This window comes from Herbaspirillum sp. alder98 (assembly GCF_020179755.1).
Classification (GTDB): Bacteria; Pseudomonadota; Gammaproteobacteria; order Burkholderiales; family Burkholderiaceae_D; genus Herbaspirillum.
Genome location: NZ_JAIUCY010000004.1, coordinates 347,903 through 373,036 on the forward strand (window position 1 = coordinate 347,903; position 25,134 = coordinate 373,036).

At 62.5% G+C, this 25,134-nt stretch carries 28 protein-coding genes; 23 read left to right on the plus strand and 5 right to left on the minus strand.

Translation table 11 applies throughout. The features are described 5' to 3' along the window. Window positions 1-57 precede the first annotated feature (57 nt). Window positions 58-420 carry a hypothetical protein gene (locus LBW87_RS12015; protein ID WP_008111327.1) on the plus strand — a complete coding sequence of 121 codons (363 nt, stop codon included), beginning with the start codon at window positions 58-60 and terminating at the stop codon, window positions 418-420. Window positions 421-440: 20 nt separating this feature from the next. Here LBW87_RS12015 and LBW87_RS12020 read toward each other — a convergent pair whose 3' ends face one another. Next, the gene (locus LBW87_RS12020) at window positions 441-1,454 is read right to left on the minus strand and encodes a transporter (protein WP_225201702.1); all 1,014 of its coding nucleotides are present in this window, start codon (window positions 1,452-1,454) and stop codon (window positions 441-443) included. 156 nt (window positions 1,455-1,610) lie between these two features. Here LBW87_RS12020 and LBW87_RS12025 point away from each other — a divergent pair, with 156 nt between their 5' ends. Beyond that, window positions 1,611-2,012, plus strand: coding sequence for a hypothetical protein (locus LBW87_RS12025; RefSeq protein WP_225201703.1), 402 nt, complete (start codon window positions 1,611-1,613; stop codon window positions 2,010-2,012). Between the two features lie 5 nt (window positions 2,013-2,017). Here the strand turns inward: LBW87_RS12025 and LBW87_RS12030 are convergent, their stop codons facing one another. Beyond that, the gene (locus tag LBW87_RS12030) at window positions 2,018-2,251 is read right to left on the minus strand and encodes a hypothetical protein (protein WP_225201704.1); all 234 of its coding nucleotides are present in this window, start codon (window positions 2,249-2,251) and stop codon (window positions 2,018-2,020) included. A gap of 198 nt (window positions 2,252-2,449) precedes the next feature. Then, the gene (locus LBW87_RS12035; RefSeq protein ID WP_225201705.1) at window positions 2,450-3,745 is read right to left on the minus strand and encodes a solute carrier family 23 protein; all 1,296 of its coding nucleotides are present in this window, start codon (window positions 3,743-3,745) and stop codon (window positions 2,450-2,452) included. 280 nt (window positions 3,746-4,025) lie between these two features. On the opposite strand from LBW87_RS12035, the gene LBW87_RS12040 reads away from it, so the two are divergent. From LBW87_RS12040 to sbcB, 5 genes are all read left to right on the plus strand, one after another. Beyond that, window positions 4,026-4,475 (plus strand): DUF2721 domain-containing protein, encoded by a 450-nt coding sequence (locus LBW87_RS12040; RefSeq protein WP_225201706.1) that lies wholly within the window; start codon window positions 4,026-4,028, stop codon window positions 4,473-4,475. A gap of 133 nt (window positions 4,476-4,608) precedes the next feature. Next, window positions 4,609-4,911 (plus strand): antibiotic biosynthesis monooxygenase family protein, encoded by a 303-nt coding sequence (locus tag LBW87_RS12045; protein WP_225201707.1) that lies wholly within the window; start codon window positions 4,609-4,611, stop codon window positions 4,909-4,911. Between the two features lie 110 nt (window positions 4,912-5,021). After that, window positions 5,022-5,621: a DUF3828 domain-containing protein gene (locus tag LBW87_RS12050; RefSeq protein WP_225201708.1), complete on the plus strand. Its 600-nt coding sequence runs from the start codon at window positions 5,022-5,024 to the stop codon at window positions 5,619-5,621. Window positions 5,622-5,824: 203 nt separating this feature from the next. Then, window positions 5,825-6,403: a hypothetical protein gene (locus tag LBW87_RS12055; RefSeq protein WP_225201709.1), complete on the plus strand. Its 579-nt coding sequence runs from the start codon at window positions 5,825-5,827 to the stop codon at window positions 6,401-6,403. A 74-nt stretch (window positions 6,404-6,477) separates the two neighbouring features. After that, the gene (gene sbcB / locus LBW87_RS12060) at window positions 6,478-7,914 is read left to right on the plus strand and encodes an exodeoxyribonuclease I (RefSeq protein ID WP_225201710.1); all 1,437 of its coding nucleotides are present in this window, start codon (window positions 6,478-6,480) and stop codon (window positions 7,912-7,914) included. A 30-nt stretch (window positions 7,915-7,944) separates the two neighbouring features. On the opposite strand, the gene LBW87_RS12065 is transcribed toward sbcB, so the two are convergent. Continuing rightward, window positions 7,945-8,442 carry a nucleoside 2-deoxyribosyltransferase gene (locus LBW87_RS12065; RefSeq protein WP_225201711.1) on the minus strand — a complete coding sequence of 166 codons (498 nt, stop codon included), beginning with the start codon at window positions 8,440-8,442 and terminating at the stop codon, window positions 7,945-7,947. Between the two features lie 126 nt (window positions 8,443-8,568). Beyond that, on the minus strand, window positions 8,569-11,049 hold the full coding sequence (locus tag LBW87_RS12070) for an acyl-CoA dehydrogenase (protein WP_225201712.1): 2,481 nt from the start codon (window positions 11,047-11,049) through the stop codon (window positions 8,569-8,571). Between the two features lie 235 nt (window positions 11,050-11,284). Between LBW87_RS12070 and LBW87_RS12075 the strand changes: the two genes are divergently transcribed. From LBW87_RS12075 to LBW87_RS12150, 16 genes are all read left to right on the plus strand, one after another. Next, window positions 11,285-12,169: a neutral zinc metallopeptidase gene (locus LBW87_RS12075; RefSeq protein ID WP_225201713.1), complete on the plus strand. Its 885-nt coding sequence runs from the start codon at window positions 11,285-11,287 to the stop codon at window positions 12,167-12,169. Window positions 12,170-12,176: 7 nt separating this feature from the next. Next, window positions 12,177-12,560 (plus strand): MAPEG family protein, encoded by a 384-nt coding sequence (locus LBW87_RS12080; protein ID WP_225201714.1) that lies wholly within the window; start codon window positions 12,177-12,179, stop codon window positions 12,558-12,560. A 25-nt stretch (window positions 12,561-12,585) separates the two neighbouring features. Beyond that, a complete protein-coding gene (locus tag LBW87_RS12085) occupies window positions 12,586-12,807 on the plus strand; it encodes an RNA-binding S4 domain-containing protein (RefSeq protein ID WP_225201715.1) in 222 nt (73 codons plus the stop codon). Further along, window positions 12,804-13,424: a DUF924 family protein gene (locus LBW87_RS12090; RefSeq protein WP_225201716.1), complete on the plus strand. Its 621-nt coding sequence runs from the start codon at window positions 12,804-12,806 to the stop codon at window positions 13,422-13,424. The genes LBW87_RS12085 and LBW87_RS12090 overlap by 4 nt, the downstream gene beginning before the upstream one ends. 132 nt (window positions 13,425-13,556) lie before the next feature. Next, window positions 13,557-14,090, plus strand: coding sequence for a type IV pilus modification protein PilV (gene pilV, locus LBW87_RS12095; RefSeq protein WP_225201717.1), 534 nt, complete (start codon window positions 13,557-13,559; stop codon window positions 14,088-14,090). After that, window positions 14,091-14,984 (plus strand): PilW family protein, encoded by an 894-nt coding sequence (locus LBW87_RS12100; RefSeq protein WP_225201718.1) that lies wholly within the window; start codon window positions 14,091-14,093, stop codon window positions 14,982-14,984. Continuing rightward, complete coding sequence (locus tag LBW87_RS12105) at window positions 14,981-15,469, plus strand: PilX N-terminal domain-containing pilus assembly protein (protein ID WP_225201720.1); 489 nt, start codon at window positions 14,981-14,983, stop codon at window positions 15,467-15,469. The genes LBW87_RS12100 and LBW87_RS12105 overlap by 4 nt, the downstream gene beginning before the upstream one ends. Then, complete coding sequence (locus tag LBW87_RS12110; protein ID WP_225201721.1) at window positions 15,466-15,912, plus strand: type IV pilin protein; 447 nt, start codon at window positions 15,466-15,468, stop codon at window positions 15,910-15,912. The genes LBW87_RS12105 and LBW87_RS12110 overlap by 4 nt, the downstream gene beginning before the upstream one ends. 1 nt (window position 15,913) lies before the next feature. Continuing rightward, entirely contained in the window at window positions 15,914-16,381 is a 468-nt protein-coding gene (locus tag LBW87_RS12115; RefSeq protein ID WP_225201722.1) for a GspH/FimT family pseudopilin, read from the plus strand. Window positions 16,382-16,454: 73 nt separating this feature from the next. Continuing rightward, the gene (ribD, locus tag LBW87_RS12120; RefSeq protein WP_225201724.1) at window positions 16,455-17,576 is read left to right on the plus strand and encodes a bifunctional diaminohydroxyphosphoribosylaminopyrimidine deaminase/5-amino-6-(5-phosphoribosylamino)uracil reductase RibD; all 1,122 of its coding nucleotides are present in this window, start codon (window positions 16,455-16,457) and stop codon (window positions 17,574-17,576) included. Between the two features lie 29 nt (window positions 17,577-17,605). Continuing rightward, window positions 17,606-18,220 (plus strand): riboflavin synthase, encoded by a 615-nt coding sequence (locus LBW87_RS12125; protein WP_225201725.1) that lies wholly within the window; start codon window positions 17,606-17,608, stop codon window positions 18,218-18,220. Between the two features lie 377 nt (window positions 18,221-18,597). Continuing rightward, window positions 18,598-20,274: an OmpA family protein gene (locus tag LBW87_RS12130; protein ID WP_225201726.1), complete on the plus strand. Its 1,677-nt coding sequence runs from the start codon at window positions 18,598-18,600 to the stop codon at window positions 20,272-20,274. A gap of 24 nt (window positions 20,275-20,298) precedes the next feature. Next, the gene (locus LBW87_RS12135; protein WP_225201728.1) at window positions 20,299-21,840 is read left to right on the plus strand and encodes a hypothetical protein; all 1,542 of its coding nucleotides are present in this window, start codon (window positions 20,299-20,301) and stop codon (window positions 21,838-21,840) included. Between the two features lie 9 nt (window positions 21,841-21,849). Further along, a complete protein-coding gene (locus tag LBW87_RS12140) occupies window positions 21,850-22,701 on the plus strand; it encodes a hypothetical protein (protein ID WP_225201729.1) in 852 nt (283 codons plus the stop codon). Between the two features lie 321 nt (window positions 22,702-23,022). Further along, window positions 23,023-24,057: an L-glyceraldehyde 3-phosphate reductase gene (gene mgrA, locus LBW87_RS12145; protein ID WP_225201730.1), complete on the plus strand. Its 1,035-nt coding sequence runs from the start codon at window positions 23,023-23,025 to the stop codon at window positions 24,055-24,057. 165 nt (window positions 24,058-24,222) lie between these two features. Next, window positions 24,223-25,026 (plus strand): MetQ/NlpA family ABC transporter substrate-binding protein, encoded by an 804-nt coding sequence (locus tag LBW87_RS12150; RefSeq protein ID WP_225201731.1) that lies wholly within the window; start codon window positions 24,223-24,225, stop codon window positions 25,024-25,026. Window positions 25,027-25,134: the final 108 nt, after the last annotated feature.

The following is a 25,134-nucleotide window of genomic DNA, read 5'->3' on the forward strand; positions in this document are numbered from 1 at the left end:
CGCTTCATGCGAGACCTGCGCCGGCGACGACCGCGCGGTAGCAGGCTAAGGGGAATCATGTTCGAACAGCTCAAGATACAGCGCATGTCGATGGGCACCATCTACAAGCTGCTGGCTATCGGCACCACGTTCTCGCTGGTGCCGTTTTCGACCTTGATGGGCGTGTTGTCGCTGTTTGGCGCGCACACCATCACCTGGGACGGCAAGCACCTGATCGGCTATGACGGGCTGATCGCATCGCCCTTCATCGGCCTGTTCCTGTCGGGTTTCATCACGCTGTTCCTGGGCACCCTGTGCACCATCGGATTGTGGCTGTATTCGCTATGGCGCCCGGTGACGCTGCGCATCGAAGCGGTCGACAACATCGATATCGATCGTCTCATCCGCGAAAGCGAAGCCGCGCTGGCCGAGCGCGACTGACCGTCGTCGGGTTCGCCCGGTTACCAGATCTTCAGCCACTTGAGGAAGGCCACCGTCGCCAGCCCGAGTGCGCCCATCACCCCCATCACCACCCAGAACGAGACTTCATCGTGCAGGCCCGGCAGGCCTGCCACGTTCATCCCGAAGATCCCCGACACCAGCGTGGCCGGCATCAACAGTGCAGTCAGGATCGACAAGGCCATCAGGTTGCGGTTCATCTGCTCCGACATCTGCGAGGCGATCTCTTCCTGCAGCAGCTTGGCGCGTTCGTACAGCGCTTCGACGGTGGTATGCAATTCGTTGAGTTCGTCCAGCGCATGGGTCAGGTCATCCATCGCGGTCGACGGCACCCAGGCCGGGCGCAGGCGATTGAACTGGTTCAGGATGCGACGCTCGGGCGCGATGAAACGACGCAGTTCGGCCAGTTGACGGCGAATGCTCGATAGCTCGCTGCGGTCTTCCGGACGACGATCCGACAAAACCGAAAACTCGATGTCATCGACCTTGTCGTTAAGGCTGTCCAGCCGCTCGTTGAAGCCATCGGCCAAACACCGCAACAACTCGGCGAACAGGTCCATGCTGTTCTGGAAACTGGCGCCGTCGAGCACCTTCTGGCGCAGCAGGTTGGTGGAGCACAACGGTTGCGTGCGAAAGGTCAGCAGCCGCTGGCTGTCCAGGTAGAAGTGCAGCGCGCCTTTCTCGGTGCCGGTGTCGCCGATCTCCATCTTGATATCGGTCAGCGTGCCGTAGACGCTCTCGGCGCTCATGTGCAGACCGGGATGGGTGTCGCTGCTCAGCAAGAATTCGTTGATGTGCTCCGGCACGCCGCTGTGATGCACCATCCATTGCTGGATCTTGACGTCGGCGGTCTTCACATGCAGCCAGGTAAAGGCTTCGGGCTGGGGCCGATAGTCGATCACCTCGTTCCACTTCATCTGCCGCGCGCGGCCCACTTCAAAACGGAATGCGCAGATGAATCCGGCCGGCTCGTAGAGCAGGTGCAGGGCTTGCGGTGTTTCCGGCGGGTTGTGCATGAGGGGGAAGAGGTGCTTGGAAGGTCGGACGCATTCTACCGGCCGACTTTGACAAATTTGTGACAGAGCCATGACGCGCCACATGCCTGGCGGCAATGCGAACTTTTCAGCCCGGCCGTGGCCCATTCATCAGATCAACAGCGATGGAGACCCACCATGAAAAGCAATCTGCGCCTACGCCAAACCCTGCTGTCGCTGTGCCTGGCGACGGCCGCCAGCGGCGTCCTGGCCCAATCGGCGCCGCCTTACATGAATGGCGGCATCGGTGCCGGCGAGCAGGCCTCGATCAAGGCCACCGCCAGCGACTACAATCTTCAATTGTTATTTTCGCAAGGCGCCAGCGGCGAGTACATCAGCGACGTCAAGCTGGAGATCAGCAACGGTGCTGGTGCCAGCGTGTTTTCGTTACCCGCCGCCGGCCCCATGACCAATGTCAAGTTGCCGCCCGGCAAATATCAGGTGAGCGCACTCTATAACGGCCAGACCCAGAGCCGGCAGGTGACGCTGGGCAGCCAGCCGAGCAAGCTGTCGCTACGCTGGAACGACGGCCCTAAATAAAACGGTCAATACCCCAGCTTGCGGTTGGAATACGCTTCGCGCGCGGCGTCGCATTCTGAAATCTGCGACTTGTTCATGCCGGAAGTGCCGTTGAGCGAGCACTGGTCCGACACCGACTTGGCCTGGTCCAGGTTCTGGCGGAAGTAAGCGTAATCCTTCTTGCCGGCATTGATGTCGCATGCCGCCAGCAACGGGGCGGCAACGCACATCAGTGCCAACAGGCGGGTGGTGGTATTCATGCTGCGGGTTCCCCTTGATTAAGAACGCAGGACCGCATCAGCGACGCCCTCCCTGGACGACCGCCGCGCCAGGGCTGGTTAGCCGGTCGCTGCAACGCCGCAAAGTATAGTCAGCAACACAGAATTGCTCAACGGAAATTTATTGTTGTCAAACTGTGCTCCTGCTGCGTGGGGCACGGCAGTACCCCACGCCCGGAATCAGCTGCGGCGCTTGAGCAGCGCGTGCAGGATGATCGCACCGAAGGTGGCGGTGCCGATGCCGCCCAGCGCGAAGCCGCCCAGCTTCAAGGTGAAATCGCCGGCACCCAGTACCAGGGTCACGGCGGCCACGATCAGGTTGGTGTTATTGGAAAAGTCGACCTTGTTCTCGACCCAGATACGCGCCCCCGACACCGTGATCAAGCCGAACACCACGATTGATACACCGCCCAGCACCGCGCCCGGAATGGTCAGGATGAGCGCGCCGAACTTGGGCGAGAAGCCCAGCAGGATCGCAATCACCGCCGCCACCACGAACACCAGCGTCGAGTAGATCTTGGTCACCGCCATGACGCCGATATTCTCGGCATAGGTGGTGACGCCGGTGCCGCCGACGCTGCCAGAGACCATGGTCGCCAGGCCATCGCCGACAAACGCACGACCGATATAGCGGTCCAGGTTCTGGCCGGTCATGGCCGACACGGCCTTGATATGACCGAGGTTTTCCGCCACCAGGATGATCGCCACCGGCGCCAGCAAGGCCATCGCGCTGCCCTGGAACACGGGCGTGGAGAAATGCGGCACGCCGAACCAGGCAGCCGCGGCCACGGCCGAGAAATCGATCGGCTTGCCCCAGCCGGCGCCATTGGTCAGGACCGCATAGATCACATAGGCCAGCAGCAGGCCGACCAGGATCAGCAGCCGCTGCAGCATGCCACGTGTAAACACCGCCACCAGCCCGACGCAGAGCACCGTCACCAGCGCCATCCAGGCATCGAACGTGTTGGCCGAAACACCCTTGACGGCGATCGGTGCCAGGTTCAGGCCGATCACCGCCACCACCGCGCCGGTGACCACCGGCGGCATCAGGTTCTCGATCCAGCGGGTACCGACCACGCCCACCAGCAGGCCGATCAACAGATACACGGCGCCGCAGGCGATGATGCCGCCCAACGCCACGCCCAGGTTGGCATTGGCCCCCTGGCCGGCATAGCCGGTCACGGCAATCACCAGGCCGATGAAGGAAAAGCTCGACCCCAGGTAGCTCGGCACGCGGCCGCCCACCAGCAGGAAGAACAGCAGGGTTCCCACGCCCGACATCAGGATCGCCACGTTCGGGTCGAAACCCATCAGCAACGGCGCCAGCACGGTCGAGCCGAACATGGCCACCACGTGCTGCACGCCCATGGCCAGCGTCTGTGGCGCGGGCAGGCGTTCATCGGCGGCAATCACCGCGCCCTGGCCATCATCGGCGCTCGAACGCAGTCGCCATTTAGGGAAATAAGAACCCGACATGGATATCCTTTCGTTATGGTTTATTGGATCGTCGGGTAGTGTATTGATGGCGGGATCAAATAACAATTGGCCAGGGGCTGCCGCCTCATAAAATAATCGCCAGCACCGTGCCGGCGCCAGCCAACGGTGCAAGAATCACGCGCTGGTGCAGGCCATGCCCCAAAAAGGCGAGTCGACTCGAATGTGCGCGAGAACGCGATCCCGACACGCCATGGGCATGTTTCTTGCGCCACAGGAAATAATAAAATCCCGGCCCAGACCTTCGCCAAAGCATAATCCGATGATGAACCTCACCACCCCCGCCTTATTGTTTCCCGCCACTTCCCTGTTATTGCTGGCCTATACCAATCGCTTCCTGGTGCTGGCGCAACTGATCCGCAACCTGCAGACCCAGCACAAGGACGACGGTCGCGACCTGGTGCTGCGCCAGATACTGAACCTGCGCAAGCGCATCGTGCTGACCCGCCACATGCAGGCGCTGGGGGTATCGAGCTTCATCATCTGCGCCATCTCGATGTTCCTGATCTTCGTCGAACAGGGCCGCGCCGCCGAGATCTGCTTTGGCATCAGCCTGTTCCTGCTGGTGCTGTCGTTGCTGGTGTCGCTCTGGGAAATCACCATCAGCACCGGCGCCATCGAGATCGGCCTGGAAGACATGGAGCAGAAACTGCGCGCCGCACGGGCCGCCGGCAGCACCCGCACCGGCCCGGCCGACAACACTTCTGCGTGAAGCGATTTCACCGGCCGGCGCAATATTGTTGCGCTTCCGGCGACGACGAAAATGTAATAATCGCCGGCACGCCACTGCCGGTCGCCACTGTCGCGCGACAGGCATCTTTGGCGCACTCGACCATGGAGACACTATGATTCTGGAACTGGCGGACATCCGCATCCAACCCGGCAAGCAGGCCGAATTCGACGAAGCCATCCAACGCGGCGTGGCGCAGACCATCGCCAAGTCGCGCGGCTATCTGGGCCACAAGGTGCAGAAGGGCATCGAATCGCCCGAACGCTACCTCCTGATGGTGCAATGGGCCACGCTCGAAAACCACACCGTCGATTTTCGCGAGTCGCCGGCCTTCGCCGAATGGCGCGGCATCGTTGGCCCCTTTTTCGCCAGCCCGCCCCAGGTCGAGCATTTCTCGCTGCTGAGCGAATCGGCCTGAGCCTGGCTGGAACGATTGCGCCACCGGCCTGACTAACAGGCGGCGCAATCGCCTCTGGGCGGCGCCAGAAAAGATCAAGAAACGCGGCATGCCGCACGCCAGGAACTTCCGTGAACAATCCGTTTCCCCCCGCCTCCACCAGCCCGTGCCGCTGGCCGTCAACCACGCCGCAACGTCGCGCCGGCGCGCTCTGTGCCATGGTCGCCGCACTGCTGCTGGGCGGCTGCCATAATTTCTCGGGTGACGAGCAGCGCCAGGCTGACGTCGTCGACAACTTCTATCGCATTCATCTCAAGGCCAATGCGCCCGGCCTGCCCTCGCCCGAAGAATTGCAGCAACTCCAGCCGCTGGTCAGTCGCGCCCTGCATACGCTGCTGACCCGGGCCGAAGCGGCCGAGAGCCGCTATCACGGGCTGGCCGGCAACCAGGCGCCGCCGCTGGTCGAGGGCGACCTGATGACCTCGCTCTACGAGGGCGCAACCGGCTTTTCGGTGGAGTCATGCGAAACCGACCAGCAACGGGCATCGTGCCAGGTGCAGTTTCGCTACCGCAAGGAAGGCAGCGACGAAGCCTGGAGCGACAAGGTCCTGCTGGTGCAGGAAGAGCGACAATGGCGTATCGACGATATCGAGTTCATCGGCCTCGACCAGTCGTCCCACCGCGAATACCTGAGCGACACCCTCAGCGACGCCATCGGGCAGGTCGATTAGACCGGTCGCGCGCCCGTACAGGGCGTGACCGACGGAATTAGCCGGCTTTTAACGATGTGTTCCACGGCTTTACGACGACATCGAGGACGTATCATTGCCGAAAAGAACGGTTGTCTATTCGTCACCTATGATTGCCGCACGGCAACACGTGGCAAACTGGGGCCTCGAATATCAATGAAGTAATGGAGCCGATTGTGCAGCGAATGGAAAAGCAGGTCGTCAAGCGCATCGCCGGGTCGTTCATGATCTGTGTCGCGATGTTGCTGGCCGGTTGTGCCGGCGGCGATGAAAACAAGGCCCGCGACGTGGTCACCAGTTTCTACAAGATGCATCAGCAGGTGCGGCCGATCGGCGCGCTCACGCTCAATGAGTTGATCACCTTCCGCCATTTCATGTCGGTGACGCTGTTCGACCTGCTCAAGGACACTTCGGTGGCCGAAGAGGCACGCACCGCCCAGGCCACCCAGGCTGCCGAAGACCCGCTGCCGCCGCTGGTGGAGGGCGACATCTTCACCGGCAACCCGGCCGGCGCGTCGACCTTTCGCATCGTGCAGTGCGAGATCGGCGAACGTGACGGCAAGTGCGCCGTCGAATTGATCTACAGCGACGCCAAGCTCAAGGCGCCCGCCAAGTGGACCGACCAGGTATTGCTGACCCGCGACGCGCGCGGCTGGGTGATCGACAACATCGAGTACGCCAAGGGCGCGGCGCCCATGCGCAGCGGCAACCTGCAGGCGGTGCTGACCAAGTTGCTCAAGCGCGATACCCTGCCATTGCAGTAAAGCGGCCATCAGGCTCTATAATCGCGCGGTCCTCCTGATCCTTTTTTGACAGACCGCCTGCCGGTCCCGCTGCGATGTCCAACCAAACCTTCCTCTGGCACGACTACGAAACCTTCGGCATCGTGCCGCGCCGCGACCGTCCGGCGCAGTTCGCCGCGATCCGTACCGACGCCGAGCTCAACGAGATCGGCGAGCCGATCATGATCTACTGCCAGCCGGCACCCGATTACCTGCCCGATCCGCAGTCCTGCCTGATCACCCACATCACGCCCCAGCAGTGCCTGGAGCAAGGCCTGCCCGAACACCAGTTTGCCGAGCGCATCGAACAGGCCATGGCTGAACCCGGCACTATCGGCGTGGGTTACAACACGATCCGCTTCGATGACGAAGTCACCCGCTTCATGTTCTGGCGCAACCTGATCGATCCCTACGCGCGCGAATGGCAGAACGGCTGCGGCCGCTGGGACCTGCTCGATGTCGTGCGCCTGTGCTACGCACTGCGCCCGGAAGGCATCACCTGGCCCACCAAGGACGACGGCAGCGTCAGTTTCAAGCTCGAACACCTCACCCGCGCCAATGGCCTGGTGCACGAAGCCGCGCACGACGCGCTGTCCGACGTACGCGCCACCATCGCGCTGGCCCGGCTGCTGCGCCAGCACAACCCGCGCCTGTTCGACTTCGCCCTGGCCCTGCACAAGAAAGACCGGGTCGCAACCGAGATCGGCTTGCCGGCCCCGCGCCCGTTCCTGCACGTCTCGGGCATGTTCCCGGCAGTGCGCGGCTGCCTGGCATTGATGTGGCCGCTGGGCATCCACCCGACCAACAAGAACGAACTGCTGGCCTGGGACCTCAGCGTGGACCCCAGCGAATTGGCCGGACTGGACGCGGCCACCGCGCGCCAACGGCTCTTCACCCGCAGTGACGCGATGCCGGAGGGCATGACGCGCCTGGCGCTCAAGAGCATCCACTTGAACAAGTCGCCCATGGTGGTGGGTAACCTCAAGACCCTAGCCCCAGCGCGCGCCGCAGAACTGGGCATCGACATCGACAACGCCCTGCGACACGCCGAAATCGCCGCTGCCCTGCCCGACCTGAGCCCCCTTTGGCAACAGGTCTACCAGCGCGAGCAAGAGGCTGCGCCGGATGTCGACGAAGATCTGTATGGTGGTTTCGTGGGCAACAACGACCGGCGTCAATTGACGCAATTGCGCGCCATGACGCCGCAGGCGCTGGCCACGGCCAGCGTATCGTTCGACGACGCACGACTGACGCAGATCCTGTTCCGCTATCGCGCCCGCAACTTCCCCGACACCCTCAGCGCCCAGGAAAGCGCAGACTGGGAAGCCCATCGCGCGGCTCGCCTGTTCGATGGCGCAGGCGGTGCGCGCACCATCGCCCAGTTGTTCGAGCAGATCGACCAGTTGCAGGAAACCACCGACGACGAACAGGCGCAGGAAGTGCTCGGCGCGCTGTACGACTACGCCGAGATGATCGCTCCGTCCAATATGTAGTGATTGGCCGCAGTCCGGATCATTGCAGGATCAGGTCCGGTTCGCGTGCCAGCGCGCCACCTTCAGCAGGCAGGCGCTCAAGTCACCCTCGACCAGCTCGCAGGAATGCGCCAGCATCAGGTTGCGCGGCAAGCCGAAATCCTCGATCTGCATGCCGTCCCGGCAATGACCCGGCTCACCCTGCGGTATCTGCGCCAGCAGATCCTTCTGCGGTGTGTTGTAACCCCACACCTTCTTGCCGCGCCCGATGGCATAACCGATTTCGAACACGGTGCCGGAGTCCGGCTCGTGCCCGCGAAAATTGGCCAAGTTGGCTACCACGTAGTCGGCCGAATCCAGCAGCGCCAGGTTGATGTCGAAGATCCCGCGCGATACTTCTTCGCGGCTATCGCCCACGACTTCATCATCGCCCGGGCACAGGGCCACCAGGCCCAGTTCGGCGCACCAGCGCCTGGCGTTCTGTTTATGCTGGGCGTAATCACGCTTGAAGACGTCGGGGCCGGCGAGGTAGATGCGGGGCAGATTCATTGAGAACACGGTGGCTAACTGAAACCCTCGATTCTATATTGACTGCAGCGAAAGTCGCTGGGTCCTGACTTTCGTCAGGACGACGGCGGATGAGTTATAAATTCACCGTCGTGCCGGCCAACACCGCTACACGATCAAGCGGCGGGCCTCCTCGGCGTCGACGATTTCCTTGCGATCGAAGTCCGGCGCAAAATCATCCACCTGGATCGTCAGGTCGCCATCGTGGGCAAACGCATCGAGCGCGCCGAGTTCCTGCTGGCTGATGAAGCCGCGTTCGAACGCCAGCGCGTTCCAGGCCTTCATCTCGATCAGGCTCTGCGGCATCGGCGGCAATTGCCCCTCCTTGATCACCGGCTTCAGACGCTGCTCCAGCAACTGCACCGTCGGCGTCAGCGCAAAGGCCCGTTCGCCGGCGGCCAGCGGGTCGTCACCCTGCGGCACGTAGGTATCCGACAGCAGGCGCTCGCGCGCGGGCCCAGGCGTTTGCATGGCCCGCGCCACGGCGGTGCCCAGCAGATCCGAGGGCTTGCGATAGATCAGCCCCAGCGGAAAGATCGCTACCCGCAAGGCCAGCGCGATCCACGGATTGGGAAAGTTATGCAGCACATCCACAATCGCCTCCTGCGCCCGATGCAGCGCATCGCGCACTGACCATTCGAGCAAGGGCAGATCCTCCGCTGGCCGGCCATCGTCCTCGAAGCGCTTGAGTGCGGCCGACACCAGGTACAACTGCGACAGCACATCGCCCAGCCGCCCCGATATCCGCTCGCGTAATTTCAAGGTGCCGCCGAATACCGCCATGCTGACATCGGCCAGCAGCGCCAATGCCGACGACAGGTGCGTGACCGCCCGAAAGTAACGACGCGTCTGGCGTGCTGCCTGGCCGGTTGAAGGTAGCAACCAGCCATAGCTGATGCCACCGACGAACGCGCGCGCAAAGTTGGCTGCCGCGAACGAGAGGTGAGCAAACAATAACTTGTCGAATTCCTGGGTGGCGCGCTCGTGGTTCTCGTCGGCCGCTGCGGCCAGTTCGCGCAATACATAGGGATGGCAACGGATCGCCCCCTGGCCAAAGATGATCAGGCATCGGGTCAGGATATTGGCGCCCTCGACGGTGATGGCGATCGGCACCTGCTGATAGGCGCGCGCCAGGAAATTGCCCGGCCCCATGCAGATGCCCTTGCCGCCGATCACGTCCATGCCATCGTTGACGATGGTGCGGCCGCGCTCGGTCACGTGATACTTCGAGATGGCCGAGATCACCGACGGCTTCTCGCCCGCATCCACGGCCAGCGCCGACAGGCGACGGGTAGCATCGATCATGTAGAGATTGCCGCCCATGCGTGCCAGCGCCTCCTGCACCCCTTCGAACTTGCCGATCTCGACCTTGAACTGACGCCGCATGGCGGTGTAGGCGCTGGTGCCGCGCACCGCCAGTTTCGAGAACCCCACATTCGACGATGGCAGCGAAATGGCGCGCCCGGCGGCCAGGCACTCCATCAGCATGCGCCAGCCGCGCCCCACCTGGGCCAGGCCGCCGATGACCCAATCCATGGGGATAAAGACCTCATGGCCCGACGTCGGTCCGTTCTGGAAGACCGCATTGAGCGGCCAGTGGCGCCGCCCGGTGACCACTCCCGGATGGCTGGTGGGAATCAACGCGCAGGTAATGCCAGGCTCGGGATCATCGCCCAGCAGACCGTCCGGATCGCGCACCCTGAAGGCCAGGCCCAGCACGGTCGCCACCGGCGCCAGGGTGATGTAGCGCTTGCTCCAGGTCACCTTGAAGCCGATGGTCTCCTGCCCTTCGTGGATGCCGCGACACACCACGCCCACGTCGGGAATGGCAGCGGCGTCGGAACCGGCATAAGGACTGGTCAGCGCAAAGCAGGGAATCTCCAGCCCCTGCGCCAGGCGCGGCAGGTAATGATCTTTCTGGGCCTGGGTGCCGTAGTGCAACAGCAGTTCGGCCGGCCCCAGCGAATTGGGCACCATCACCGAAATGGCCGCCGCCGGGCAACGCGACGACAGCTTCATGATCACCTGCGAATGCATGTAGGCCGAGAACTGCTTGCCGCCGTACTGGCGCGGGATGATCATCCCCAGGAAGCCGCGTTCCTTGATGAACTGCCAGGCCGCCGGCGGCAGGTCCTGGTGTTTCACGCTGGTGTCCCAGTCGCTGACCATGGCGCACAACTGCTCGACATCGTTATCCAGGAAAGCTTGCTCTTCGGCACTCAGGCGTGGCGGCGCCACCTCGAACAGGCGCTGCCAGTTGGGGCGCCCCGAAAACAGCTCGCCATCCCACCACACGGTACCGGCCTCGATGGCATCGCGCTCGGTGGCCGACATGCGCGGCATGATACGGCGGAAGGTATCCAGCGCCGGACGCGTGATGAGCGAGGTCCGCATCGCATCGATGGCCACCAGCAAGGTCGGGGCAAACAGCAGGATCGCCAGCAGCACCATGATCGGCAGCTCGATGCCCGCCAGCGGGCCGCCGAGCCAGATCCATACCGCCTCGGCCAGCAACCACATCCATGCGTTTGCACGCGCCATCATCAGCGCCAGCGCGCCCGCTACCAGTATGACGAGCCATAAGGTCATGTGCGTCTCCTTGCTTTGCTGCATTTGTTATTCGGACCGGCCAGTAGCAGGACGAAAGCCTGCCGCTGCTATTTATACACTGCAACATACCCGGCAGGCAAAAGCGCGACAATCGGACATTTCCGGCGAAGCGCCGTCGGACAAAACCCACAAAATATGATCGAACGGCCGGCGGCGAACCGCCCGCCGTTGCGCCGGTCCATTACAATCGCGGGCATAGAAAAAGGGAAGCATCATGAAATGGGAAGGCAATCGCGAAAGCGACAACGTCGAAGACCGGCGTGGCGATAGTGGCGGCGGTGGCGGCGGCGGTTTTTCGTTCGGCGGCCGATCGATCGGCCTGGGCACGGTGGCGGTGGCGCTGGTGGCCTCTTATTTCCTGGGCATCAATCCCCTGACCGTACTGAGCATGCTCAGCGGTGGCGGCGGTCCGGTGCCGGTGCAGCAACAGGCGCCGGCGCACAAGCCTTCGCCGGACGACCAGATGGCGCGCTTCGTCTCCACCGTGCTGGCCGACACCGAAGACACCTGGGGCCAACTGTTTGCCGCCAACGGCAGCCAGTACGTGCGCCCGCGACTGGTGCTCTTTTCCGGACGCACCCAGACCGCGTGCGGCACCGGCCAGAGCGCCATGGGGCCCTTCTATTGCCCGGCCGACCAGAAGGTCTACATCGACCTCGCCTTCTACGACCTGATGAAACAACGCTTCAAGGTGTCCGGCAACTTTGCCCAGGCCTATGTGATCGCACATGAAGTGGGCCATCACGTGCAGCACCTGCTGGGCATCTCGGAAAAGGTCGAGGCCGCGCGCCGCAACAGCACCGAGAAACAAGCCAACGCCATGTCGGTGCGCCTCGAACTGCAAGCCGACTGCTTCGCCGGCGTATGGGCCTACCACGCCAACGAAGCCCGCCACATCATCGAAGCCGGCGACATCGACGCCGCCCTCAACGCCGCCTCGGCCATCGGCGACGATGCCCTGCAGCGCCAGGCCCGCGGCGAAGTGGTGCCCGATTCGTTCACCCATGGCACGTCCGCCCAGCGGGTGTCATGGTTCAAGCGCGGCATTACCGAGGGCAAGGTAAGCGCCTGCAACACCTTCGCCGCCAAACAACTCTAAGGATATTATGCCGATTGCAACCTGGTGCATCCTCTTCGCCGGCCTGCTGCCGATCTTCACCGTGGCGGTGGCCAAATGGGGCCGCCGCGACTTCGACAATGCCGAGCCACGCGCCTGGATGAATGAGCTCACCGGCCTGCGCCGGCGCGCCGACTATGCCCACCGCAACCATTTCGAAGCGCTGCCCCTGTTCGCCGCCGGCGTGCTGGTGGCGCAGCAATTCGATGCGCCCCAGGGCGCAGTCGATGCTGCCGCACTGGCCTTCATCGCCTGTCGGCTGGCCTACACCGCGCTGTACCTGGGCAACCAGGCCAGCGCACGCTCGGCGGTATGGACGCTGGGCCTGTTGTGCAACATCGCCCTGTTCGTCATTACCGCGCTCTACAGTTGATTCATCTTTACCCTGAAAGACCCTGATGCAAAAAATCTCCTTCCCGCTGCAAGGCCATCCCCATGTCGAACTCAACCAGCTGCTCAAGCTGGTCGGGCTGTGCGATAGCGGGGGGGCCGGCAAACAGATCGTGGCCGACGGCCAGGTGAAGGTCAACGGCAAGACCGAGCTGCGCAAGACCTGCAAGATCGTCCCCGGACAGCGTGTCACGCTGGGCGACGTGCAGATCACGGTCACGGCGCAATGAGCGACCCGCGCGCCCAGGCCCTCCTCGACTTCTGGTTCGGCCCCGACTACGCCACGGTCGCCCCTGAAGAGGTGGCGGCCCGCCAGTCAGCCGTGTGGTTCGGCAAGCACGCCGGGGGCGACGCCGACATTGCCGCACGCTTCGAGGCCCTGCTGCAGGACGCGGCCAGCAACCGCCTCGACGACTGGACCGAATCTGCGCCGACGCTGTTGGCGCTGGTGATCCTGCTGGACCAGTTCCCGCGCAATATCTACCGCGGCACGCCACGCGCCTTTGCGTTTGACGAATTGGCCCGCCAATGCTGCCAGTTGCTGCTGGCGACCGGCTTTGATCGCACGTTGCCGGCCATCGCGCGCCTGTTCGCCTATCTCCCGCTGGAACATTCGGAAGACATCGACGACCAGCACTATGCGGTCGAGCTGATCGGCGCACTGGCGCGCGAGCACCAGGCCAACGATGCGCAGCGCCAGGCGTTTGCCGGCTTTGCCGACTATGCGCGTCGCCATCGTGACGTGATCGCGCAGTTCGGCCGCTTCCCGCATCGCAACGCCATCCTCGGGCGCGCCTCCACGATTGAAGAGACCGACTTTCTCAAGCAACCTGGCTCGTCGTTCTGACCGGCTCGTCGATGCAGTTCAAGTGCATCGACGAACATGTTCTACACCACATCAAAATAAGCGCTAGCACGCGCCAATCATCCCTGCCCCTTCTACACTGCCCGCCTGGTTGACTTCAACGCGGGGGGCAGGATGATGCGTCGCCACTCAGGCTTTACCATGATCGAAGTGCTGGTCGCCATGCTGGTGCTGGGCAGCGGCGCGATGGCGATGATCATGCTGCAACTGCAGGCGCTGCGCAGCGGCCGCGACAGCGCGTTGCAGACCCGCGCCATGATGATGGCCGTCGAGCTGGCCGAGCTACGGGCCGAATATCACGCTGGCGGCGTGCGTGACGGCATCGATCCTTATCTGCTTTCCTTCAACGGCGGCGCCCTCGCTCCTATTGGAAACAGTTGTAGTGCCGCAGCCTGCTCCCCCCTAGAATTCGCTGCTGCGGCGGTGGCCGGCTGGACCGCCCGCTGGTCGAGCAATTTCCCTGGCGCCCGTGCAGCAGTCTGCCGTGACGGTCGCCTGCCCTCCACCATCGCCAGCGACTGGAGCTGCCCGCAAGACAGTACGGCGCCGGTCTACATCAAACTCGGCTGGCGCGATGCCAGGCGTTTCGGCGGCGACAATGGCACCGCCATCGAGCGGCCGCAGCTGACCATGTTCATCGGATACTGAATGACCACGCGACATCACATGGCGCGCGGCTTCACCCTGATCGAGATGATGGTCTCGCTGGCCACGGGCTTGCTGGTGGTGCTGTCGGCCGGCGCACTGCTGCACCAGGCGCATGCTGTCTATCTCGATCTTGACGACGCCGCCCTGGTACAGGAAACCGGGCGGCTGAGCCTGTCGCACCTGCGTACCGTCCTGTCACAAGCCAATCATTTACCGTGGGAGCGCGCGTTGCAGTCGACCAGCCCGGTACTGCGCACCGGTGGATTACGCGGCCTCGACGACCGTCGCAACGCCGCCGCACTCGATCCCCAAAAGAATAACTTCGATGCTGGCACCGAGCGGGGCATCAATCAGAGCGACATCCTGATGATCGGCTTCTTCGGTTCACCCGACGTCGGTCATGTCGCCAGCTGCGGCAGCGGCGCCATCACCAGCAAAAGAGGGGACGGCAACGCCGGCAGTGACGGCCGGCGCAGCTGGGTCATCTATTTCATCAGGCAGACGGGCAACAACGAACCCGAATTGCACTGCCGCTATCACAATGCCAAGGGCGGCATCGGCAAGGACGCAGTGGCATCCGGCATCGAATCGATGCAAGTCCTTTATGGCGTAGACAGCGATACGGTGAACGGCGCCGATCGCTGGTACAGCGCCAGCCAGATGACGCCAGCGCTGTGGCGGCGGGTGCGCCTGGTGCGCATTGCGCTGCTGGTGCGCGGCAGGCATTTCAACGACCGTGGCGGTGCCGCGCACTCGTTCGACTTGCTCGGGCCCGGCCCGCAGACGGTGAGCATCGCCACCGACAAGCACCCGCCACGCCTGCGTGCCGTTTTCGAGACCACCGTGATGTTGCGCAATGCGGTGCCGATGCCGGGGCCCGGGGAGCCACGATGAAGCTACCGGCATCACAACAGGGTGCAACGCTCATCATCACGCTGACCATCCTGGTCGTCATCCTGCTGCTGGGCGCGTCATCGGTACGCCTGCGTTCGCTGGAAGAACACGCCGCCCGCAATCACCAGGGGCTGCTGCAAGCACGGCTGGCGGCCCAGGCCGCGCTCGACGATGCGCTGGTCGATTTGCGCGACAACCGCTGGGGAGGAGAAAAACCGTTACGCAGATCCGAGGCGACCGAGCTTGGTCGATTCAGCCGCATGCGGGCGCAATTCGATGCCCATCGCCTGCCCCCTCCCCGTTATGCCATCGAATGGATCGAGATTCGGGAGTGGCGTCGCCGGGACCTCTATCGCGTCAGCGCCTGGGGTTTTGGCGCGGGTGGAGCGCGCGCTGCAGTACAGATGTTAGTGCGGCGCCAGCAGTCCGGCGATGACGACGCCACACTGGACGTAGTCGGCTGGCGACGTGGACGATGGCCATGACCCGCCGCCGACATCAAACGACGCAGCATTCCGGCTTTACACTGATCGAACTGATGGTGGTGCTCGCGATCCTCGGCCTGCTGGCCACGTTCAGCTGGAACAGCTACCAGCAGCACGTGACACGAAGTCGCCGCGCCGAGGGACGCGCGGCCGTTCTCCAGGTACTGCTGCAGCAAGAGCGGCATCACGCGCGAGACCACAGCTACCGCACCTTCACGCCGGCCGATACCGACGCCGGCACCGAATTTCGCCGCTTCTCCGGCGACCTTGAAGCCACCAGCGCCTACCAGATAGCGGCCGCCGCATGCCCCGACGCCGACCTGTTGACGTGCGTGCAAGTCACCGCAACTCCACGCCCGGGCGTATTCACCGATCCACAATGTGGCGCGCTGAGCGCCGACACACTCGGTCGACGCCAGCCCCCGGGCAACGGGTGCTGGTGAGATGCACACTCAACGATCGCGCCCCGGCTTCACCCTGATCGAAACGATGGTCGTACTGCTGATCGCCGCCATCGTGCTCACCGCCGGATTACCGCTGTTGCAATCGATGGTAAGCCGCCAGCGAGTGGTCGCCGCTGCCAATGACTTCTTCCACGCGGCCCATCTCACCCGCACCACCGCATTGCGACAAGGCCATCATGCAGCGATGCATCCGACCGACCGCAATGACTGGCGCCAGGGCTGGCAGATCCTTGTCGACAACCGCCTGGTGATGACGCATCCCGCACTGGATGCCGGCATCGAGGTGACCTATAACAATAACGGAGAAAAAGTCGCGTATCACGCCGATGGAAGGCCCGATGGCCCCAGTACCTGGTTCTTCAGCAGTGGCGACACCGAGCGTCGCGTGATCATTAACTTTCTGGGACGAATCCGCATCTGCGACCCGGCGCGGCGAGCTTCTTGTTGACGGTTAAAGGCGTGTATATTGACGGCAACCGGCGCACGGTTGTCGCCCTGACAATAGCCATCAGACCCGCACCATGAACGACACAGAAGACACGATCTACCAACTGCGCATCGACACCGACCAGCAGGGCATGGCCCTGGCGCTGATACAGGCCGGTTTCGGCATGCTCAGCACCAACCCCAATCCGCGCGTGGGCGCCGTCATCATCAAGCAGCAGCGGGTGATCGGCGTCGGCTTCACCCAGCCGCCCGGGGGCGATCACGCCGAGATCCAGGCCCTGGCCGATGCCGCGATGCGCGGCGAAGACGTGCGCGGCGCCACCATCTACGTCACGCTGGAACCTTGCAGCCACTTCGGCCGCACCCCGCCCTGCGCCGACGCATTGATCCGCGCCGGCGTTGGTCGCGTGGTCGCAGCGATCACCGATCCCAACCCATTGGTGGGCGGCCAGGGATTGGCCCGGTTGCAGGCGGCCGGCATTGAAACTGCCAGCGGCGTACTGGAAGAAGAAGCGGCCGAGATCAACATCGGATTCCTGAAACGCATGCGTACCGGCCTGCCCTGGGTCCGCATGAAGACTGCCGCCAGCCTGGACGGCAAGACTGCGCTCAACAACGGCACCAGCCAATGGATCACCAACCAGGCAGCGCGTGACGACGGCCACATCTGGCGCGCCCGCGCCTGCGCCATCATGGCCGGCATCGGCACCATCGCCAAGGACGACGCCCAGCTCACCGTGCGCGCCATCGAGACGCCGCGCCAGCCGCACCGCATCGTGGTCGACAGCAAGCTGGCCGTATCGCCCCAGGCGCGGGTGATCGAGGGCGGTGGCACCTGGGTCTTCACGGCCAGCGAAGACCGCGACAAACGTGCCGCGCTCGAAGAACGTGGCGCCGAAGTCATCGTGTTGCCCAATGCCGATGGCAAGGTCGACTTGCCGGCCCTGATCCGTGAACTGGGCCAGCGCCAGATCAACGAGTTGCACGTCGAGGCGGGTTCCAAGCTCAATGCCTCGTTGATCCGCGAAGGCTGCGTGGACGAGTTGCTGGTCTATCTCGCCCCTTGCCTTTTGGGGGAGGGACGCAATATGTTCGACTTGCCCCCGCTGCAGGACCTGGAAGGTCGCATCGGCTTGCGTTTCCATGCGGTCAAGCAGATCGGAACGGATTTGCGTATCCTTGCCCGATTCAACTAACACTCACATCAGCCCCAGGAATTAGTCTCATGTTCACCGGTATCGTCGCCACCATTGGCAAAATCACCACCATCACCCCACTCGCCGCCGGCCCTGACGCCGGCGTGCGCCTGACCATCGATGCCGGCGCATTGCCGATGGGCGATGTCGGCCTGGGCGATTCAATTGCACTCAATGGCGCGTGCATGACGGTGGTCGACAAGACCGATCATGGGTTCACGGTAGATGTCTCGCGCGAAAGCCTCAACCTGACCGTCGGGCTGGATGCGCCTGGCGAAGTCAATCTCGAAAAGGCGCTGACGCTGGCAGAACGCCTGGGCGGGCATCTGGTGTCGGGTCATGTGGATGGCCTGGGCCAGGTACACTCGTTCGAACCGGTTGGCGAGTCACGCGAACTGATCGTCGATGCACCCAAGGCATTGGGCAAGTACCTGGCCTACAAGGGATCGATCGTGGTCAACGGGGTGTCGTTGACGGTCAACCGCGTCGAGGACCTGGCCGATGCCTGCCGCTTCTCGATCAACCTGATTCCGCATACGGTGGAAGTGACGACGCTCAAGCATCTGAAGGCGGGCAGCAAGGTCAATCTGGAGATTGACCTGATTGCGCGGTATGTGGAGCGGATGTTGTCGGCCAAGGGGTGACTCTTGGCGTTACGGCGCGCATTGGTGAGCGCGTCCGATGAGTAACCCTATACTGAGCAGCGGCTTTGCAGTGCCCCAAAAGGCAATACGACATGACTGTGTATTGCCTTTTTGTTTTGCATGGCCTCAAATTCTCAATGTCGAATTATCGATTAAACAATCAATAAATAAAAATAACGAGATACCTCAACTACTCACCACCCTCAGCAGGCCAAATCTCCCCTCCCGCAAGAATCTATGTTATTTTCCGTCACGTAACAAGTTAGACATGGGGCTGCCTTCGTAGAAATGGGGACGATGGCAGGAGGGGTAACTTTTATAGACATCCGGATACCGGCCTTCCTGGCCGCGCGATCTAACGGGTGCATTCGTCATCAATGCAAAAAAACAAGAAACTCGGCGTTTCCGTCGCCGTGTTGTGCTGCCTGGTCTCGTCCGGCTGCGCGGTTGATCCTAAAACAGGACAGCCCTCCTTCAAGGAAACCTTCGCCAGCGACGATCCTTGTTCCAATAACGCACGCAATGTCGGTATCGCCGTCGGTGTCGTCGCCGGCCTGATCATCGGCAACCAGGTCAAGCACTCGAACACCGCACGACTGGCAGGCGCTGCCGCCGGTGCTGCCATCGGCGGCCTGATCGGGGCCAGCATGGATAGCCGACGGTGCGAGTTGTACAAGATCGCCAAGCAGAACAACCTCGAGATGCAGGTGGACGATATCCTGGCCAGTGCACCGGTCGGCGCTACCGCTTCGTCGCCGGACGCCGCCAAGCCGGAAGTGGTCGGCATGAAGGTCGCCATCAAGGATAACGGCACCCAGTTCCGCTCCGGTTCCGATGTGCTGTCGCCCGAGGCGCAGGCCTACTTCGGCGCCATCGCCGACCAGTACTCGTTCGTCCAGCAAAGCAAGCGCCTCAATGCGCAGTCCAGCAAGGACGACGTGGCAGCCGTCGAACTGCTCAAGACCAAGCAGATCTTCCTGGTCGGCCATACCGATGACACCGGCGACTCTGCATTGAATGCCGACCTGTCCGCACGTCGCGCCAATGCGGTCGGCCGGGTCTTCAGGGACCGCGGCGTCCCCGAAAGCCAGATCTTCTATCAGGGCGCAGGCGAAACCCTGCCCGTGGCCGACAACCGTACCGATGAAGGCCGGGCCAGGAACCGACGGGTCGAGATCGTGGATACGCCTAATCAGGCGACCTTTACCCAATACCTGGAAAGCCGCAAGCCGAACCTGGCGTTCTACCGCCCCACCAGCGAAACCGTGACGGCTGCTGCCGAAGCGCCAACCAGGATCGCTAAGCCTGCGCCGTCCGTGCCAGCCAGAGCGGCCACCACGCGCAAGAATTCAGCGACCACCAAGGGCGCTGTAAGCCCCGCGCCTGCTGTCGCAGCCAATACCGACAAGGCAGCCACAAGCGCCAGTACACCAACGCCTTCGGCGCGCCTGAAGACGGCTGCAGCCGCTGTCGGCGTGGCCAGCGTCGACTTCGGGGGCGCACCCGCCAATGGCAATTTCGTGGTGCCTAATATCGGCGGACCACAACAGGCGTCATCGAGCTTCAACCTGATTTCGTCCGCCCACGCAGACGCGGCAGTCCCGCTGACCAGCTGCGCACAGGATCGGCCACGCGTGGCCACCGGCGTCAAGGCGCTCAGCAACGGCCGTGAGCAGAACTTCTCTACCGCCGACTACCTGCCGGGTGTCTACGACTCGAGCTGGTCGGGTTCGGTCAACGGCCACTTGGTGGCATTGACGCACGTGGCAGTGTTGAAGGATGGCGGCGCGCCGGCCCGGGCGCCGACCCTGCTGGTCTATCAGAACTATGCCGGCGGCAAGAACGTGGAGCCGGTGTATCGCGGCACGCCCGAGGTCAATACCTATCGCGGCGCGAATGCCTTGCTGTATCGCGTCTTCGCCAACGGGCCGGCGCAATGCATGGATATCGTGATTCCGAATAACAATCCGAAAACGGCGCCGAATTCGAATCTGGTTTATCAACGGGGCGGCGTGCTGTACCAGGTTGCGTTCGCACCGAGTCTCGTACGTTAGTTTTTCCAATAATCTGGGGGTGGGATGTTTGATTCAGTAAATCTGTTTGTGGCGAACTATCTGCCGCAGTTAATTATTTCTATCATCGCGGTACTGGCGGTCATTGCCTACAAGACCAGCCTCAAGTTCCAGTTCTGGGTCACCGACTTTGCCATGACGGTGCCGTTCATCGGCCAACTGGCGCGCCTGGGCAAGGATCGTACGCAAGCCAACAATGGCTGGCTGCGCTCGGAACAGAAACTGTGCGCTGCCTACAAGCCGTATATCCAGCTGTTGTCGCGCAAGGACTTCGATAACCGTATCGAGTACCTGGGCAAGGCCACCGACATGGGCCGCACGCCGACGCCGCTGGGCGTCTGGTTCTTCCTGATCGTGCTGGTGATCATGGAAGGCCTGGGCTTTTCTTATTTGCTGGGCTCATGGATGGCCATGGATGCCAGCGCCAACATGCTGTCCGTGTTGATGGTCGCCATCGTGCTGGCCATCTGCGGCGTCATGGTGTACATCACCCACGCGGCAGGCCATCAGTATTACCGCACCACTTTGCTGCGCTCTTGCTTCGAACGCTTCAAGGACCTGGGTGAAGGGCAGTACGCCATCAACCAGAAGACCAAGCTCAAGGATGCGCAGTCGAACGACGACGCCGAACCCGACTTCAAGCAGGTCGTCAACCGCGTCGCCAAGAGCTCGGCCGACAAGGGCATGTACTGGTGGGTCGTCGCCGCTGTCGTGCTGATCGTCGGCATCGGCGCCGGCTCTACCCTGATGCGCATCCAGCACTTGAAGGGCGAAGACATTCGCCAGTCGGCCGTGATGAACCAGGAGTCCAGCAATCCTTTCGCCAGCGCCAACCTGCCCGCCGAGGTGACTGCACCGCAACGCGCGGCCGACGCCAAGGCGGCCGACGAAGCCGGTTCGGCCAAGACGGTCGAAGGCTACACCGCCTTCATCGTGCTCGGCTTCATCTTCGTCTTCACGCAAGTCATCGGTATCGGCACCGGTTACAAGTATGGCTTCGTAGGCAAGGAATCGAAGGAAGCCTTCAAGGGCGTCGGCGGCAAGTCGACCTACGAAGACTATCTCGCCTACTTCCAGCCCTGGCGCGACCTGGTCAACGGCCGACTGAAAGACCTGCAGCAGCGCATCGAGCAAAAGGCCAATACCAAGCTGACCCTGACCAAGACCTTCGACGACTACCTGCGTGAAGAAAAGCTGCGGGTCGAGCCAGACGAGACCAGCCACTTCAACAAGCCGGCAGCGACGTCCGCGCCAGCACCAGCACCAGCGCCAGCACCAGCACCAGCACCAGCACCAGCACCGACGCCAACGATCGAGACGCCAGCGCCGGCCCCTGCTGCTGCTGCGCCCCAGGCAGAAGCGGCAGACGCCGGCGTCAGCGTGGCGCTGGCCCAGGCCGAGTTCATTCGCCTGGACGATCCTGCCAAGGAGCAGGAATACTTCAAGACACTATCGGTCACGCTGCGTGGCAACAGCGAACTGCGCCAATGGTTGAAGGACCGCAAGGCCGCGCGCGAGATGGCCGCCGATGACAATGGCCTGTTCTGAACGAAGACCATGAACTACACCAAACACGTTGTGGCTGCGCTGATGGGGGCCTATTGCATGGCCAGCCATGCCGGCCTGGTCAATGACATTCCCAGTTGCTATACCGCCAGCAAGATCGGCGTTCCCATTCCGGCGCCACAGACCGAATTGTTTGTCGCCATCGACCAGACCACGCCGCTGGATGCGACGCTGCAACAGTCGGTACGAGAAAACGTCGGCCGCCTGATCACGCCGGGCGCCGCGTATGTCATGGCGAGCTTTTCATCGTTTGGCCAGGGACACTACCTCCAGGTGTTGAGCGCAGGTACGCTGGAGGCGCCCGTGCCGGACAAGATGCGTGACGACATCAGCGTCAAGGCATTGACTAACTTTGATGCCTGCATGAAGGGGCAACTGGACTATGGCCGCAAGGCAGCGGCTGGGTCGCTGGGCCAGGCGATGACGGGCGCCAGCCCCGATTTTGCCAAGTCCGATATCCTGGCCGCAATGAAGGAACTGTCGAGTCGGGTGCGACAGTCGACGGCCACCAACAAGATCGTCTTCCTGGTCTCGGATACGTTGGAAAACTCCAGCATCAGTTCGTTCTACGCCAACCGCAATGTGCGCAATATCGATCCGGTCGTCGAACTGAAGAAGGCTGAGGCGGCGCAACAGATCGGTGACTTCGGCGGCGCACGCGTGTTCATCCTGGGCGCCGGGCTGATTCAGGACGGCAGTGCGGGTAAAAGCAAGGACAGCGGCGTCTATCGCGATCCGAAGACGATGCAGAACCTGCGCCAGTTCTGGAGCAAGTATTTCGAGAAGAGCAACGCGACGCTGGTTGATTTCGGTGCGCCTGCCTTGTTGTCTCCGGTGAGATGATGCAACTGGTCACGCTTGCCGTGACCAGTGCGATGCTGATAACAATGCCGCTCGGCGCAATACCGAGTGGCATTGCTTTTTGGGCGCTAGCTTATGGCTTGACCGACGTTGAACGCCGCTGGACCCTGACCTCCGTCAGGGCGACAGAAAAGCGAAGTCAGATGATAGATACCCCGTCGTGCCGGCGAAAGCCGGACCCCAGCGACTTGCCTGGCACCGATAAGGCCCGGGCCACGCCAGCGACCAATCGCAGTTCAGTGTATAAATGCCGACGGAAGCAGATCCAACGATAAATAAATCCCCCATTCCGGAGACAAGACAATGACCTATCATGCGTCCGCGACACGCTATGAATCCATGCAATACCGCCACTGCGGCCGCAGTGGCCTGAAGCTGCCGCTGCTTTCGCTCGGCCTGTGGCACAACTTCGGCGATACCAATACCCTGGCGTCGCAACGCGACATGCTACGCACCGCCTTCGATCTCGGCATCACCCATTTCGACCTGGCCAACAATTACGGGCCACCGTATGGCAGCGCCGAGACTAACTTCGGCCATCACTTCAAGCAGGATTTTCGCCCCTACCGCGATGAACTGATCATCTCGACCAAGGCCGGCTACGACATGTGGCCCGGCCCCTACGGCCAGGGCGGCGGCTCGCGCAAATATGTGCTGGCCAGTCTCGACCAGAGCCTGCAACGCATGGGCCTGGACTATGTGGATATCTTCTATTCGCATCGCTTCGATCCCGACACTCCGCTGGAAGAAACCATGAGCGCGCTGGCCACCGCCGTCCAGCAAGGCAAGGCCCTGTACGTGGGGGTGTCTTCGTATTCGCCCCAGAAGACGGCAGAGGCCGCAGAATTGCTCAAGCAATGGCGGGTGCCCTGCCTGATCCACCAACCGTCCTATAACATGCTCAACCGCTGGATCGAGCAAGGCCTGCTCGATACGCTGCAACAGCAAGGCATGGGCTGCATCACCTTCACGGCGCTGGCGCAGGGCCTGCTGAGCGACAAGTATCTCGATGGCGTGCCGCAAGATGCCCGGATCAATCGCGCCGGCGGCGGCTCGTTCAAGAGCGACCACCTCAATCCGGACAACCTGGCCCGCGTGCGCGCCCTCAACGAGATCGCCAAGTCGCGCGGCCAGACGCTGGCGCAGATGGCGCTGGCCTGGGTGCTGCGCGACGAACGCGTGACCTCGACCCTGATCGGCGCCAGCACCAGCCAGCAGATTCGTGAAAACGTCGCCGCACTCGACAAGCTGGTCTTCACCGCCGATGAATTGGCGGCCATCGATGCCCAGGCACAGGAAGGGCAAGTCAACCTGTGGCAAGGATCATCACGACACTGACGCGCTTGAATCCATCCGATCGGTAGACAGCACTGCGAAACCCGGCATCCATCGCGGGTTTCGCATTCGCTAAATTCCCCCGTATAAGCAAATACCAAAAATGTCGCATCGGCGCGCGGGCGGTTCGTTAGACTAGGCCCCCTTTTTGTTATTCGGGTTAATGCCATGAAGTTGCGCGCCTTGTTGCTAGCTGTTGTCTCGTTGGGCATGATCGGCTCTGCCAATGCCGCCGATCCGGCCCACACCACCATCCGTATCGGTGCCACCTCCGGCCCCTATACCGACCAGATCCACTATGGCATCGCGCCGGTGCTGGAGAAGCTGGGCTACAAGGTCAAGATCGTAGAGTTCTCGGACTACGTGCGCCCCAACCTGGCGCTGAGCGACGGCGATATCGACGCCAACCTGTTCCAGCACGAGATCTACCTGAAGCGCTTCGCCGAAGACCATAAGTTGAAGCTCTCGGAGGTCATCAAGGCCCCCACCGCCCCCATCGGCATCTACAGCAAGCGTCACAAGAAACTCGACGAGGTGCGCGCGGGATCGACCGTGGCGATCCCGAACGACGCCACCAACATGGCCCGAGCGCTGGGTGTGCTGCAACAGATCGGTTGGGTGCAGATCAATCCCAATGCCAATCCGACGCGCGTGTCCGAGCGCGATATCACGGCCAATCTGAAGCAGATCAAACTGGTGCCGCTGGAAGCAGCGCAAATGCCGCGTGCGCTGGACGATGTGGACTTTGCATTCGTCAATGGTGCATTTGCCATCGCCTCCGGACTGAAACTGACGCAGGCGCTGTATCTGGCGACGGTGCCGGATTCTTTCCTGATGGTGCTGGCCGTTCGCACCGCCGATCTCGACAAGCCTTATGTGCAGGACCTGCGCCGTGCGTTCCAGTCGCCCGAATACAAGAAGGCACTGGATGAACGCTTCGAGGGTTATGTCCGCCCGGCCTATCTGAAATAAGTGATACGGACTTCTATGACGGCCGGGCATGTCCCGGCCGTTGTCGTTTCTGGTGTTTCTGGATGATGATCGTTGCAGCTGGATTGACAAACTATCCGCACGGCGACG